Origin of the sequence: Pseudomonas mendocina (assembly GCF_900636545.1) — a bacterium.
Lineage (GTDB): Bacteria > Pseudomonadota > Gammaproteobacteria > Pseudomonadales > Pseudomonadaceae > Aquipseudomonas > Aquipseudomonas mendocina.
Map to the genome: position 1 here is coordinate 1116097 of NZ_LR134290.1, position 13753 is coordinate 1129849.

Annotated in this window: 12 protein-coding genes; all 12 read left to right on the plus strand. The window is 64.3% G+C overall.

The genetic code is table 11. From position 1 onward, the window contains the following. Positions 1-2: 2 nt before the first annotated feature. Genes rsmH through EL191_RS05145 form a run of 12 tightly spaced genes read left to right on the plus strand, consistent with a single transcriptional unit; the run spans position 3 to position 13740 of the window. Entirely contained in the window at positions 3-944 is a 942-nt protein-coding gene (gene rsmH / locus EL191_RS05090) for a 16S rRNA (cytosine(1402)-N(4))-methyltransferase RsmH (protein WP_162184341.1), read from the plus strand. Next, positions 941-1234: a cell division protein FtsL gene (ftsL, locus tag EL191_RS05095; RefSeq protein WP_013714143.1), complete on the plus strand. Its 294-nt coding sequence runs from the start codon at positions 941-943 to the stop codon at positions 1232-1234. The genes rsmH and ftsL overlap by 4 nt, the downstream gene beginning before the upstream one ends. Further along, positions 1231-2958 (plus strand): peptidoglycan D,D-transpeptidase FtsI family protein, encoded by a 1728-nt coding sequence (locus EL191_RS05100; RefSeq protein ID WP_041976965.1) that lies wholly within the window; start codon positions 1231-1233, stop codon positions 2956-2958. The genes ftsL and EL191_RS05100 overlap by 4 nt, the downstream gene beginning before the upstream one ends. Continuing rightward, a complete protein-coding gene (gene murE, locus EL191_RS05105) occupies positions 2958-4421 on the plus strand; it encodes a UDP-N-acetylmuramoyl-L-alanyl-D-glutamate--2,6-diaminopimelate ligase (RefSeq protein ID WP_041976966.1) in 1464 nt (487 codons plus the stop codon). Before EL191_RS05100 ends, murE begins: the two co-directional genes overlap by 1 nt. Then, entirely contained in the window at positions 4414-5784 is a 1371-nt protein-coding gene (locus tag EL191_RS05110) for a UDP-N-acetylmuramoyl-tripeptide--D-alanyl-D-alanine ligase (protein WP_041976969.1), read from the plus strand. The genes murE and EL191_RS05110 overlap by 8 nt, the downstream gene beginning before the upstream one ends. Then, entirely contained in the window at positions 5785-6867 is a 1083-nt protein-coding gene (mraY, locus tag EL191_RS05115) for a phospho-N-acetylmuramoyl-pentapeptide-transferase (RefSeq protein WP_017361323.1), read from the plus strand. Further along, the gene (gene murD, locus EL191_RS05120) at positions 6868-8220 is read left to right on the plus strand and encodes a UDP-N-acetylmuramoyl-L-alanine--D-glutamate ligase (RefSeq protein ID WP_041976971.1); all 1353 of its coding nucleotides are present in this window, start codon (positions 6868-6870) and stop codon (positions 8218-8220) included. Then, positions 8220-9437 carry a putative lipid II flippase FtsW gene (gene ftsW / locus EL191_RS05125; RefSeq protein ID WP_013714149.1) on the plus strand — a complete coding sequence of 406 codons (1218 nt, stop codon included), beginning with the start codon at positions 8220-8222 and terminating at the stop codon, positions 9435-9437. The genes murD and ftsW overlap by 1 nt, the downstream gene beginning before the upstream one ends. Next, on the plus strand, positions 9427-10497 hold the full coding sequence (murG, locus tag EL191_RS05130) for an undecaprenyldiphospho-muramoylpentapeptide beta-N-acetylglucosaminyltransferase (protein ID WP_041976974.1): 1071 nt from the start codon (positions 9427-9429) through the stop codon (positions 10495-10497). The genes ftsW and murG overlap by 11 nt, the downstream gene beginning before the upstream one ends. A 34-nt stretch (positions 10498-10531) precedes the next feature. Further along, the gene (gene murC, locus EL191_RS05135; protein WP_217997019.1) at positions 10532-11932 is read left to right on the plus strand and encodes a UDP-N-acetylmuramate--L-alanine ligase; all 1401 of its coding nucleotides are present in this window, start codon (positions 10532-10534) and stop codon (positions 11930-11932) included. After that, on the plus strand, positions 11929-12870 hold the full coding sequence (locus EL191_RS05140) for a D-alanine--D-alanine ligase (protein ID WP_041976977.1): 942 nt from the start codon (positions 11929-11931) through the stop codon (positions 12868-12870). The genes murC and EL191_RS05140 overlap by 4 nt, the downstream gene beginning before the upstream one ends. Before the next feature lie 3 nt (positions 12871-12873). Further along, on the plus strand, positions 12874-13740 hold the full coding sequence (locus tag EL191_RS05145; RefSeq protein WP_013714153.1) for a cell division protein FtsQ/DivIB: 867 nt from the start codon (positions 12874-12876) through the stop codon (positions 13738-13740). The last annotated feature ends 13 nt before the right edge of the window (positions 13741-13753 follow it).

Here is a 13753-nt window from a genome sequence, read left to right on the forward strand (position 1 = left end):
CCATGACCGATACCTTGCGCCATATCACCGTGCTGCTCGACGAGGCCGTCGAGGGGCTCGCCGTGCGCGCTCACGGTTGCTATATGGATGGCACTTTTGGGCGGGGAGGACATAGCCGGCTGATCCTGCAGAAACTCGGGCCGGGTGGGCGGCTACTGGGGTTCGACAAGGATCCCCTGGCGATAGCCACAGGGGAAGCATTGGCGGCCGAAGACGGCCGCTTTGTCGTTGTGCAGCGCAGTTTTGCGGAACTCGGCGACGAAGCTGTTGTCCGCGGCATTTCCGGTCAGGTCTCCGGCATCCTGCTGGACCTCGGTGTGTCCTCGCCGCAACTGGACGATCCGGAGCGCGGCTTCAGCTTCCTCAATGACGGTCCGCTGGACATGCGCATGAACCCGCATGCCGGTGTGAGCGCCGCTGACTGGATCGCCACGGCGGAGGAAGACGAAATCGCCCGCGTGATGAAGGATTACGGCGAGGAGCGATTCGCCAAGCGCATGGCGCGCGCCGTGGTGCAGCGCCGCGCCGAGCAGCCGTTCACTCGCACTGCTGATTTGGCGAAAGTCCTGACCGAGGCCAATCCAGCCTGGGAAAAGGGCAAGAATCCGGCCACTCGCGCTTTTCAGGGCATCCGTATTCACGTCAACAACGAACTCGGTGATCTTGAGCGCGGGCTAGAGGCGGCGCTGGAAACGCTGGAGGTAGGTGGTCGCCTGGTGGTGATTAGCTTCCATTCGCTGGAAGACCGTATCGTCAAGCAATTCATGAAGCGCCAGGCCAAGGGCGAGGCCGACAAGCTGCCGCGTGACCTGCCAATCATCCCGAAAGCCTTCGAACCGCGTCTGAAGCTGATCGGCAAGCCGGTCTACGCCGCCGAGGCCGAACTCAAGGCCAATCCGCGCTCGCGTAGTGCGGTGATGCGCATCGCGGAGAAGTTGCGATGAGCCGCCGGCTGATCAAGTCAATGCCCAGCGGCAGCTTTCTGATGCTGTTGTTGTTCGTCGCCATTCTGGTGTCCGCCGTGGCGGTGTCCTACAGCGCGCACTGGAATCGCCTGCTGCTCAACGAGCTGTATGGGGAGTTGAGCGTGCGTGACAAGGCGCAGGCCGAGTGGGGACGACTGATTCTCGAGCAGAGCACCTGGACTGCGCACAATCGCATCGAAGCGCTCGCCAGCGAACAGCTAAAGATGCACATTCCCGACCCCGCCGCTGTGCGCATGGTGCGTCCATGATCGGTCTCGAAGGCGCACTCTACCCCTGGCGTTTCCGTCTGGTGCTGGTGCTGCTGGCGCTGATGGTCGGCGCCATCGCCTGGCGCATGCTCGATCTGCAGGTGCTCGACCATGATTTCCTCAAGGCCCATGGCGATGCCCGCAGCGTGCGGCATATCCCGATTCCGGCGCACCGCGGTCTGATCACCGATCGCAATGGCGAGCCGCTGGCGGTCAGTACACCGGTCACCACCTTGTGGGCCAACGGCAAAGAGTTGCAGGCTGGTCGCGAGCAGTGGCCGGCGCTGGCTGCCGCCCTGGGGCAGGATCCGGCCAGCTTCGCCGCACGTCTGGAGCAGAACAAGGAGCGCGAGTTCATGTATCTGGTACGCGGCCTGACCCCGGAGAACGGTCAGCGTGTGCTGGATCTGAAAGTACCGGGCGTCTATGCCATCGAGGAATTCCGTCGTTTCTATCCGGCAGGCGAAGTCGCCGCGCATGTAGTCGGCTTCACCGACATCGACGACCGTGGTCGCGAGGGTATGGAACTGGCCTACGAAGACTGGCTGGCCGGTGTGCCAGGCAAGCGGCAGGTGCTCAAGGATCGTCGCGGCAAGCTGATCAAGGATGTGCAGGTCGCCCAGAACGCCAAGGCAGGCAAGGCTCTGGCGTTGTCCATCGACCTGCGTCTGCAGTACCTGGCCCACCGTGAGCTGCGCAATGCGTTGCTGGAAAACGATGCCAAGGCCGGCAGCCTAGTGATGGTCGACGTGAAAACCGGTGAAGTGCTGGCGATGGTCAACCATCCAACCTACAACCCGAACAACCGCCGCAACCTGACTCCGGCAGCGATGCGTAACCGCGCCATGATCGATGTGTTCGAGCCCGGCTCGACCATCAAGCCCCTGTCTATGGCTGCCGCGCTGGAAACCGGGCGCTGGAAGCCCAGCGATATCGTCCAGGTCGGTAACGGTACTCTGCAGATCGGTCGCTACACCATTCGTGATGTGTCCCGTACGCAGGGGCCGGCGCTGGACCTAACCGGCATTCTGATCAACTCCAGCAACGTCGGCATGAGCAAGGTCGCCTTCGACGTGGGTGGCGAACAGTTGCATCAGGTATTCAGCAATCTGGGCTTCGGTCGCGATACTGGTCTGGGGTTTCCTGGTGAGCGAGTGGGTAACCTGCCCAATCATCGCAAATGGCGTGAGGCGGAGACCGCTACGCTGTCCTATGGCTACGGCCTCTCGGTGACCGCAGTACAACTGGCGCACGCCTATGCGGCGCTGGCCAATGGCGGCAGCATGACGCCGCTGTCGATGATTCGTGTAGATGAAAAGCCGGGTGCGATGCAGGTGGTTCCGGCTGACGTAGCCAAGACTTTGCAAGGTATGCTGCAGCAAGTCATCGAAGCGCCGCGTGGCGTGTTCCGCGCTCAGGTGCCGGGTTATCACGTCGCGGGCAAGAGTGGCACCGCGCGTAAGACCAACTCCGGCGCCAAGGGCTACCAGACCAACTCCTATCGCTCCCTGTTTGCCGGTTTTGCCCCGGCTCAGGACCCGCGTCTCGCGCTGGTCGTGGTGATCGACGAGCCCGGCAAGGGCGCCTATTACGGCGGCCTGATCTCTGCGCCGGTGTTCAGTCGAGTGATGGCCGGCTCGCTGCGCTTGATGAACATTGCGCCGGACAATCTGCCGCCGCCCGAGCAGAAAATGGCGGCCGCAGGCCAGGGAGGGCGCAACTGATGCCCATGCCGCTCAATCAATTACTGCCCGCTGCCGAAAGCGGCGTGCTCATTCGTGAACTGACCCTGGATAGCCGCAAGGTGCGTCCTGGCGATCTGTTCCTGGCCGTGCCGGGTACTCAGCAGGACGGTCGCGTGCATATCGCCGATGCCATCGCCCGTGGCGCTGCCGCTGTTGCCTTCGAGGCCGAAGGCGCTGCGTCCATGCATGCCGACAGTGCGGTACTGGTCCCGGTCAAGGGGTTGGCTGGCCAGCTCTCGGCCATCGCCGGGCGTTTCTACGGTGAACCGAGCCGTGCCCTGTATCTGGTCGGCGTCACCGGTACCAACGGCAAGACCAGTGTCAGCCAGTTGCTGGCGCAGGCGCTGGATCTGCTCGGCCAGCCTTGTGGCATCGTCGGTACTTTGGGCAACGGCTTCCATGGTGCGCTGGAGCAGGGCAAGCACACAACGCCCGACCCAGTCGGCGTCCAGGCCACTCTGGCCTCGCTCAAGCAAGCCGGTGCCCGCGCCGTGGCCATGGAAGTGTCTTCCCATGGTCTGGATCAGGGCCGTGTCGCCGCGCTGGAGTTCGATGTGGCGGTGTTCACCAACCTGTCTCGTGATCACCTCGACTACCACGGCAGCATGGAGGCCTATGGTGCAGCCAAGGCCAAGCTGTTCGCCTGGCCAAATCTGCGTTGCCGGGTGATCAACCTCGATGACGCCTTCGGCCGTGAGCTGGCGGCACAAACGCACGAGTCGCGTCTGATCGGCTACAGCCTGAATGATGCCGACGCCTTCCTTTATTGCAGCGAAGCTCACTTCGATGATCACGGCGTACGCGCACGCCTGGTGACGCCGCGTGGCGAGGGCGTGCTGCGCAGCAATCTCCTCGGCCGTTTCAACCTGAGCAATCTGCTGGCCGTGGTCGGTGCGCTGCTCGGGCTGGACTACGCACTCGACGAGATTCTCAAGGTTCTGCCGCAGCTGCAGGGCCCGGCTGGCCGCATGCAGCGCCTCGGTGGCGGTGAAAAGCCGCTGGTAGTGGTCGATTACGCGCACACGCCGGATGCGCTGGAAAAAGTTCTCGAAGCCATGCGTCCCCACGTCGAAGGGCGCCTGGTCTGCCTGTTCGGTTGCGGTGGTGATCGTGACCGTGGCAAACGTCCGCTGATGGCCGCAGTTGCCGAGCGTCTGGCCGATGTGGTGTGGGTGACCGATGACAATCCGCGCACTGAAGAGCCTGCGCAGATCGTTGCCGATATCCGCGCCGGCTTCGCCGCGCCGGAGCGGGTGCAGTTCATTCACGGTCGTGGCGATGCTATCGCGCGTCTGGTCGCTCAAGCCGAGGCCGCCGATGTGCTGGTGCTGGCAGGCAAGGGGCACGAGGATTACCAGGAAATCATGGGCGTGCGTCAGCCGTTCTCCGATCTGATCGAAGCGAACAAGGCCCTGGCGGCCTGGGAGGCGGCTCATGCTTAAGCCCTGGCTGCTCAGCGAAGTCGCCGCGAACCTGAGCGCGCGTGTGATTGGCGCCGATGTCGCCTTCTCCGCTGTGGGGACCGACAGCCGTACCATCGCTGCAGACCAACTGTTCGTGGCGCTGACCGGGCCGCGTTTCGATGGTCATGACTATCTGGCCGAAGTCGCTGCCAAAGGCGCGGTCGCCGCGCTGGTCGAGCGTGAAGTGGCGAATGCCCCACTGCCACAATTGCTGGTGGCCGATACCCGTGTGGCGCTCGGTCAACTGGGCGCGCTGAATCGCCAAGCCTTTAAAGGCCCGCTGGCTGCCGTGACCGGCTCCAGTGGCAAGACCAGCGTCAAGGAAATGCTCGCCTCCATTCTGCGCGCCGGTCTGAACGGTGCGGTACTGGCCACTCGCGGTAACCTCAACAACGATCTTGGTGCGCCGCTGACTCTGCTCGAGCTGGTGCCGGAACATCGCGCCGGGGTGATCGAGCTGGGTGCCAACCATGTCGGTGAAATTGCCTACACCGTCAGCCTCACCCAGCCACAGGTGGCGATCATTACCAATGCCGGCAATGCCCATGTCGGTGAGTTTGGCGGTCCGGAAAAGATCGTTGGGGCCAAGGGCGAGATTCTCGAGGGCCTGCCGAGCGATGGCGTGGCCGTGCTCAACCTGGATGACAAGGCCTTTGTCACCTGGCAGCGCCGCGCTGCGGGACGCAAGGTGCTGAGTTTTGCCTTGCGTGACACTCGCGCCGACTTCCATGGCAGCGATCTGGCCCGTGACGAGCGCGGTTGCCAGGGCTTCACCCTGCGCAGCCCAATTGGCAGCGCGCGCATTCAGCTCAACCTGCTCGGCGAGCACAACGTGGCCAACGCCCTGGCAGCCTGCGCCGCAGCTCATGCTCTGGGCATGCCGTTGGTCGCCATGGTTCAGGGGCTGGAAAGCCTGCAGCCGGTCAAGGGCCGCGCGGTAGCGCAGCTGGCGCCGAACGGTGTGCGGGTCATCGATGACAGTTACAACGCCAACCCGGTGTCTATGTGTGCGGCGGTGGATATACTCGCCGGCTTCTCCGGTCGCACCGTCCTGGTGCTGGGAGACATGGGCGAGCTGGGCGAATGGGCCGAACAGGGCCATCGCGACGTCGGCCGCCATGCCGCGGGCAAGGTCGATGCGCTGTATGCCGTCGGTCCGCTGATGCGTTTTGCGGTCGAGGAGTTTGGCTCAAAAGGCCGCCACTTCGTCGATCAAGCCGAGTTGATCGAAGCGCTTCGCGCCGAGCAGGCCGGCAGCACACTACTAATCAAGGGTTCACGCAGCGCTGCCATGGACAAGGTCGTGGCGGCGCTGTGTGGCGTATCTGGGGAGATTCACTAAATGCTGCTGCTGCTGGCGGAGTACCTGCAACAGTTCCACAAGGGCTTCGCGGTCTTTCAGTACCTGACCCTGCGCGGCATCCTCGGCGTGCTCACCGCCCTGGCGCTGTCGCTGTGGCTCGGCCCGTGGATGATCCGCACCCTGCAGGTGCGTCAGATCGGTCAGGCCGTGCGCAACGATGGCCCGCAGTCGCACCTTTCGAAGAAAGGCACGCCGACCATGGGTGGCGCGCTGATCCTTACCGCCATTGCCGTCAGCACCCTGCTTTGGGCTGATCTGTCCAACCGTTACGTCTGGGTGGTGCTGGCCGTGACCCTGGCGTTCGGTGCCATCGGCTGGGTCGATGACTACCGCAAGGTGATCGAGAAGAACTCGCGTGGCCTGCCGAGCCGTTGGAAATACTTCTGGCAGTCGGTGTTCGGTCTCGCTGCAGCCGCCTTCCTTTATATGACTGCGCAGAGCCCGGTGGAAACCACCCTGATCCTGCCGCTGCTGAAGGACGTCGCTATTCCCCTGGGTGTCGGCTTCGTGGTGCTGACTTACTTCGTCATCGTCGGTACCAGCAATGCGGTGAACCTTACCGACGGCCTCGACGGTCTGGCCATTCTGCCCACTGTCATGGTCGGCGGCGCTCTGGGCATTTTCTGCTACCTGTCGGGCAACGTGAATTTCGCCGAGTACCTGCTGATCCCTTACGTGCCGGGCTCGGGCGAGTTGATCGTGTTCTGCGCCGCACTGGTGGGTGCCGGTCTGGGCTTTCTGTGGTTCAACACCTACCCGGCACAGGTGTTCATGGGCGACGTCGGTGCGCTGGCCCTGGGCGCCGCGCTGGGCACCATCGCCGTGATCGTCCGCCAGGAAATCGTGCTGTTCATCATGGGTGGCGTGTTCGTCATGGAAACCCTGTCGGTGATCATCCAGGTCGCCAGCTTCAAGCTGACCGGTAAGCGCGTGTTCCGCATGGCGCCGATCCACCACCATTTCGAACTCAAGGGCTGGCCTGAGCCGCGCGTGATCGTCCGTTTCTGGATCATCACCGTGATTCTCGTGCTGATCGGCCTGGCCACCCTGAAACTGAGGTAATTGAGCGTGTCGTTGATCGCTTCCGACCAGTTCCGCATCGTTGTCGGCCTCGGCAAGAGCGGCATGTCCCTGGTGCGCTTCCTCGCGCAGCAGGGCGTGCGCTTTGCCGTGGCCGATACGCGCGCGAACCCGCCGGAGCTGGAAACGCTCAAGCGTGACTATCCGCAGGTGGAAGTACGCTGCGGTGAGCTGGACGTGGATTTCCTCTGCCGTGCCTCGGAGCTGTACGTGAGCCCTGGTCTTGCGGTGGCGACTCCGGCGCTGGTCGAAGCGGCGGCGCGTGGGGTGAAACTATCCGGCGATATCGATCTGTTCGCCCGGTATGCCAAGGCACCGATCGTCGCCATCACGGGTTCCAACGCCAAGAGCACTGTCACCACCCTGGTCGGCGAGATGGCGGCTGCGGCTGGCAAGCGCGTGGCGGTGGGTGGCAATCTTGGTACGCCGGCGCTGGACCTGCTGGCGGACGATGTCGAGCTGTACGTGCTGGAGTTGTCCAGCTTCCAGCTGGAAACCACTGATCAGCTCAACGCCGAAGTGGCCACCTGCCTGAACATCAGCGAAGACCACATGGACCGCTACAGTGGTCTGCCGGCTTATCACCTGGCCAAGCACCGGATCTTCCGTGGCGCCCGTCAGGTGGTGATCAACCGTGACGACGCACTGTCGCGTCCGCTGATCGCCGACCAGGTGACCAGCTGGGAATTCGGCCTGGGCAAACCCGACTTCAAGCGCTTCGGCCTGCTCGAAGAGAACGGCGAGAAATCCCTGGCGTTTCGCTTCGATGCACTGCTGCCGGTGAGCGAGCTGAAGATCCGTGGCGCGCACAATCAGTCCAACGCCCTGGCAGCGCTGGCACTCGGCCATGCCGTCGGCCTGCCGATGGAGGCGATGCTCGCCACCCTGCGCCAGTTCGCCGGTTTGCCGCACCGCTGCCAGTGGGTCGGTGAGCGCGGCGGCGTGAGTTACTACGACGATTCCAAGGCCACCAACGTCGGTGCGGCGCTGGCGGCCATCGAAGGCCTTGGGGCCGACATCGCAGGCAAGCTGGTGCTGATCGCTGGCGGTGACGGCAAAGGCGCTGATTTCTCCGCACTGAAGGCGCCGGTTGCGCGCTTCTGCCGCGCGGTAGTGCTGCTGGGTCGTGATGCCGGGCGCCTTGCCGACGCGTTGGGCGATGCGGCGCCGCTGGTGCGGGTCGAGACTCTCGACGAAGCGGTGCAGCGCTGCAGTGAACTGGCAGAGGCTGGCGACGCCGTGCTGCTATCGCCGGCTTGCGCCAGCCTGGACATGTTCAAGAACTTCGAAGAGCGTGGGCGTCTGTTCGCCCAGGCCGTGGGAGGGCTGGGCTGATGCTGGCCTTCCTGCGCGTTCGCCCCTCGCCGCTGCTCGGTCGCGGCTTCGATGTCGACTTCCCGATGCTGGCTGGCTGCCTTGGCCTGCTTGGCCTGGGGCTGGTGATGATCACCTCGGCGTCGTCGGAGGTGGCGGCGGCGCTGTCCGGCAACCCGCTGTATCACATGATTCGCCACCTGGTTTATCTGGTCATCGGCCTTGGTGCAGCCGGCATCGTGCTGATGATTCCGATGAGCTTCTGGCAGCGCTATGGCTGGATGCTGCTGCTGGCCGCGTTCGGTTTGCTGGTGTTGGTGCTGATCCCCGGAATCGGTCGAGAGGTCAATGGTGCGCGGCGCTGGATTGGCTTCGGCGCCTTCAACGTGCAGCCGTCGGAAATCGCCAAGGTGTTCGTGGTGGTCTACCTGGCCGGCTATCTGGTGCGCCGCCAGGAAGAAGTGCGCGAAAGCTGGATGGGCTTCTTCAAGCCGTTCGTGGTGCTGCTGCCAATGGCCGGCCTGTTGCTGCTGGAGCCGGACTTCGGCGCCACCGTGGTAATGATGGGGTCGGCCATGGCCATGCTGTTCCTCGGCGGCGTCGGCATGCTGCGCTTCGGCCTGATGGTTGCTCTGGCGGTCGGCGCGGTATTCGTCCTGGTGCAGACCCAGGAATATCGCCTGCAGCGTCTGATCACCTTTACCGACCCCTGGGCTGACCAGTATGGCTCGGGCTATCAGCTGACTCAGGCGCTGATCGCCTTCGGTCGCGGCGAGTGGTTCGGTGTGGGGCTGGGCAACAGCATTCAGAAGCAGTTCTACCTGCCGGAAGCGCACACCGACTTCGTCTTCTCGGTACTGGCCGAGGAGCTGGGCTTCGTCGGCGCACTGGCGACCCTGGCGCTGTTCGTCTTCGTCTGCGTGCGCGGCCTGTACATCGGCCTGTGGGCCGAGAAGGCCAAGCAGTTCTTCTCGGCCTATGTGGCCTACGGCCTGTCCTTCCTGTGGATCGGCCAGTTCCTGATCAACATCGGCGTGAACACCGGCCTGCTGCCGACCAAGGGCCTGACCTTGCCCTTCCTCAGCTACGGCGGTTCGTCGCTGGTGATCTGCTGCGTCAGCCTGGCAGTCCTGCTGCGCATCGAGTGGGAGGCGCGCAACGTGCTGGGCAACGAGGATATCGAGTTCAGCGAAGAGGATTTCGCCGAGCCGAACAAGGAGGTCGCCCATGCGCGGTAATGTCCTGATCATGGCTGGCGGCACAGGCGGCCACGTGTTCCCGGCGCTGGCCTGCGCGCGCGAGTTCCAGACACGCGGCTATAGCGTGCACTGGCTGGGTACGCCGCGTGGCATCGAGAACGAGCTGGTGCCGCAAGCCGGCTTGCCGCTGCACCTGATCAACGTCAGCGGTCTGCGTGGCAAGAGCAAGCTGTCGTTGCTCAAGGCGCCGTTCCAGTTGCTGCGGTCGCTGCTGCAGGCACGTCGCATCGTGCGCGAGCTGCAGCCGGTGTGCGTGCTGGGCATGGGCGGCTATGTCACTGGCCCGGGCGGCCTGGCCGCGCGCATGGCCGGCGTACCGCTGGTGATTCATGAGCAGAACGCCGTAGCCGGTACCGCCAACCGCCTGTTGTCGCGCATTGCCACGCGTATCTGTGAAGCCTTCCCGAACACCTTCGGTGCATCCGACAAGCGGCGTACCACCGGTAACCCGGTGCGTGAAGAGCTGTTCCTGGAAACGCCGCGCGAGCCGCTGGTCGGTCGCAAGCCGAAATTGCTGGTCCTCGGCGGTAGCCTGGGGGCCGAGCCGCTGAACAAATTGTTGCCGGCCGCGCTGGGGAAAATTGCCGCTGACGTCCGTCCGCAGGTGTTCCACCAGGCCGGCAAACAACATGCCGAGATCACTGCGGAGCGTTATCGCGATGCTGCGGTCGAAGCCGAGGTCGCGCCCTTCATCAAGGACATGGCTCGCGCCTACGGCTGGGCCGATCTGGTGGTGTGCCGCGCCGGCGCACTGACCGTCAGCGAGCTGGCCGCCGCGGGTCTGCCGTCGTTTCTGGTGCCGCTGCCGCACGCCATCGACGACCACCAGAGCCGCAATGCCGAATACCTGGCGAAGGAGGGCGCTGCAGTCCTTCTTGCGCAACATGCCACTGACGCGGACACGCTTGCCGCGCAGCTCACCGAGGTTCTGATGCACCTGGAGAAACTCAATGTCATGGGCGCCACCGCGCGTCGCCTGGCCAAGCCCGATGCCACCCGCACGGTGGTCGACATCTGCCAGGAGGTGATGCGTGGCTAAGTCGCCTGCAGCGGTCAAGGCCGAAGTACGGCGTATGCGCCGTATCCGCCGCATTCATTTCGTCGGTATCGGCGGTGTGGGCATGTGCGGGATCGCCGAAGTGCTGCTCAACCTGGGTTACGAGGTGTCTGGCTCCGATCTCAAGGCCTCGGCCGTGACCGAGCGCCTGGAAAACTTCGGCGCCACCATCTTCATCGGGCATCGCGCAGAGAATGCCGAGCAGGCTGACGTGCTGGTGGTTTCCAGCGCCGTCAACACCAGCAACCCGGAAGTCGCCACCGCGCTGGAGCGCCGCATTCCGGTGGTACCGCGTGCGGAGATGCTCGCCGAGCTGATGCGTTACCGTCATGGCATCGCCGTGGCCGGCACCCATGGCAAGACCACCACCACCAGCCTGCTGGCTTCGGTGTTCGCTGCCGGTGGCCTCGATCCGACCTTCGTCATCGGCGGCCGTCTGAACGCTGCCGGTACCAATGCTCAGCTGGGCTCCAGCCGCTTCCTGATCGCTGAAGCCGATGAGAGCGACGCCAGCTTCCTGCATCTGCAGCCGATGGTCTCGGTGGTCACCAATATCGACGCCGACCATATGAGCACCTATGGCGGCGACTTCAACAAGCTGAAGAAGACCTTCATCGAGTTCCTGCACAACCTGCCGTTCTACGGCCTGGCCGTGCTCTGCGTTGACGATCCGGTGGTGCGCGAGTTGCTGCCACAGGTCGGCCGTCCGACCGTGACCTACGGCTTCTCCGACGACGCCGACGTGCGCGCGATCAACGTGCGCCAGGAAGGTATGCGCACCTATTTCACCGTGCTGCGTCCGGACTGCGAGCCGCTCGATGTGTCGGTGAACATGCCGGGCAATCACAACGTTCTGAACGCGCTGGCAACCATTGCCATCGCCACTGACGAAGGCATCGACGATGCCGCCATCGTCAGCGGCCTGTCCGGCTTCCAGGGCGTCGGCCGGCGCTTCCAGGTTTACGGCGAACTGCCGGTGGACGGCGGCAGCGTGATGCTGGTGGATGACTACGGTCATCACCCACGTGAAGTGGCCGCGGTGATCAAGGCCGTACGTGGCGGTTGGCCGGAGCGCCGTCTGGTGATGGTCTACCAGCCGCACCGCTACAGTCGCACCCGCGATCTGTACGACGACTTCGTGCAGGTGCTGGGTGAGGCCAATGTACTGCTGCTGGTGGAGGTCTACCCGGCCGGCGAGGAGCCGATCCCCGGTGCCGACAGCCGGCAGATGTGCCACAGCATCCGCCAGCGCGGCCAGCTCGATCCGATCTATGTCGAGCGCGGTGCCGACCTGGCGCCGCTGCTCAAACCGCTGCTGCGTGCCGGCGACATCCTGCTGTGCCAGGGGGCTGGTGATATTGGCGCGGTAGCACCGCAATTGATCAAGCACCCACTGTTCGTGGGGGAGTCGAAATGAGTTTGCACAGTACCCTCGATCCCAAGGCTTTCGGTCGCGTCGCCGTGCTGTTCGGCGGCAAGAGCGCCGAGCGTGAGGTGTCGCTGAAGTCCGGCAATGCCGTGCTCAGCGCCCTGCAGGCGGCTGGCGTGGACGCCTTCGGCATCGACGTGGGTGATGATTTCCTGGCTCGTTTGAACAGCGAGAAGATCGACCGCGCCTTCATCGTGCTGCACGGCCGCGGTGGCGAGGACGGCTCGATGCAGGGCCTGCTTGAGTGCGCCGGCATTCCTTATACAGGTAGCGGCATCCTCGCTTCGGCGCTGGCTATGGACAAGCTGCGGACCAAACAGGTCTGGCACAGTCTCGGCCTGCCGACGCCGCGCCATGCCGTGCTGACTTCGCAGGCCGATTGCGAGGCTGCCGCCACTGAACTGGGCTTCCCGCTGATCGTCAAACCGGCCCACGAAGGCTCGAGCATCGGCATGGCCAAGGTCGAGAGCGTCGAGGCGCTGGTCGCTGCCTGGCAGGACGCGGCCCGCTACGACAGCCAGGTGCTGGTCGAGCAGTGGATCGCCGGACCCGAGTACACCATCGCCGTGTTGCGTGGTGAAGTGCTGCCGCCCATCGGCCTCGGTACACCGCACACCTTCTACGACTACGACGCCAAGTACCTGGCCGATGACACCCAGTACCGTATTCCCTGCGGCCTGTCCGCGGAGAAGGAAGCCGAGTTGAAGGCGCTCACCGCACGTGCCTGCGAGGCCGTGGGTACTCAGGGTTGGGCGCGCGCTGATGTGATGCAGGATGCCAGCGGCCAGTTCTGGCTGCTGGAAGTGAACACCGTACCGGGCATGACCGATCACAGCCTGGTGCCTATGGCCGCGCGCGCCGCCGGCCTGGATTTCCAGCAATTGGTGCTGGCGATCCTGGCCGACAGCGTCGAGGCGAGGGGTTAAGTCATGACAGTGGCTTTGCGTCATCAGGACACGCTGAGGGCTCCGTTGCGCGGTAAGCCCGCGCCGCGTGGCGCCAGCCGTCTGGTGGCCAAGGAGCCGATGCGCCTGCGCATGCCCAAGCCGGATTTTTCCTGGGTCGGGCGTTTGCTCTGGCCGCTGCTGCTGGTCGGTCTGGGCTTTGGCGCCTATGAAGGTGCGCAGCGTCTGCTGCCTTACGCCGACCGCCCGATCGCGCGGATCAGCGTGCAGGGTGATCTGGCCTACGTCAGCCAGCAGGCGGTGCAGCGGCGGATCGCGCCATTCATCGAGGCGAGCTTCTTCAGTGTCGACCTGCGTGGCATGCGCGAAGAGCTTGAGCGCATGCCCTGGATTGCCCACGCCGAAGTGCGTCGCGTCTGGCCGGATCAGATCGACGTGCGTCTGGAAGAACAACTGCCCATCGCCCGCTGGGGGGACGAGGCGCTGCTCAACAACCAGGGCCAGGCCTTCGCGCCGCAGGAGCTGGACAACTACCAGCACCTGCCGCAGCTGTCCGGCCCGAAGCGGGCGCAGCCGAAGGTGATGCAGCAATACCAGATGCTCAGCCAGTTGCTGCGGCCGATGGGCTTCACCGTGGTCGGGCTGCAACTGCGTGAACGTGGCAGCTGGTTCCTCTCGGCCACCGAGAATGCCAGCGGCCAGCGTATCGACATCCTGCTGGGACGTGATCACGTGGTGGAAAAAATGCGTCGGTTCGCCGCCATCTACGAGCGGGAGCTGAAGGAACAAAGCGCGAATATCGCGCGCATCGACCTGCGTTACGCCAACGGCTTGGCCGTGGCCTGGCGCGAGCCGGTGGAGCCGGCCGCGGCCGAGCAGAAAGTGAATTGAGGAGAGGCAGGAC

Coding starts and splice junctions, on each gene's coding strand:
- EL191_RS05145 (WP_013714153.1), top strand. CDS start 12,874: ATGACAGTGGCTTTGCGTCATCAGGACACGCTGAGGGCTCCGTTGCGC.
- murC (WP_217997019.1), top strand. CDS start 10,532: ATGCGCCGTATCCGCCGCATTCATTTCGTCGGTATCGGCGGTGTGGGC.
- murG (WP_041976974.1), top strand. CDS start 9,427: ATGCGCGGTAATGTCCTGATCATGGCTGGCGGCACAGGCGGCCACGTG.
- EL191_RS05110 (WP_041976969.1), top strand. CDS start 4,414: ATGCTTAAGCCCTGGCTGCTCAGCGAAGTCGCCGCGAACCTGAGCGCG.
- ftsW (WP_013714149.1), top strand. CDS start 8,220: ATGCTGGCCTTCCTGCGCGTTCGCCCCTCGCCGCTGCTCGGTCGCGGC.
- mraY (WP_017361323.1), top strand. CDS start 5,785: ATGCTGCTGCTGCTGGCGGAGTACCTGCAACAGTTCCACAAGGGCTTC.
- EL191_RS05100 (WP_041976965.1), top strand. CDS start 1,231: ATGATCGGTCTCGAAGGCGCACTCTACCCCTGGCGTTTCCGTCTGGTG.
- rsmH (WP_162184341.1), top strand. CDS start 3: ATGACCGATACCTTGCGCCATATCACCGTGCTGCTCGACGAGGCCGTC.
- murE (WP_041976966.1), top strand. CDS start 2,958: ATGCCCATGCCGCTCAATCAATTACTGCCCGCTGCCGAAAGCGGCGTG.
- ftsL (WP_013714143.1), top strand. CDS start 941: ATGAGCCGCCGGCTGATCAAGTCAATGCCCAGCGGCAGCTTTCTGATG.
- EL191_RS05140 (WP_041976977.1), top strand. CDS start 11,929: ATGAGTTTGCACAGTACCCTCGATCCCAAGGCTTTCGGTCGCGTCGCC.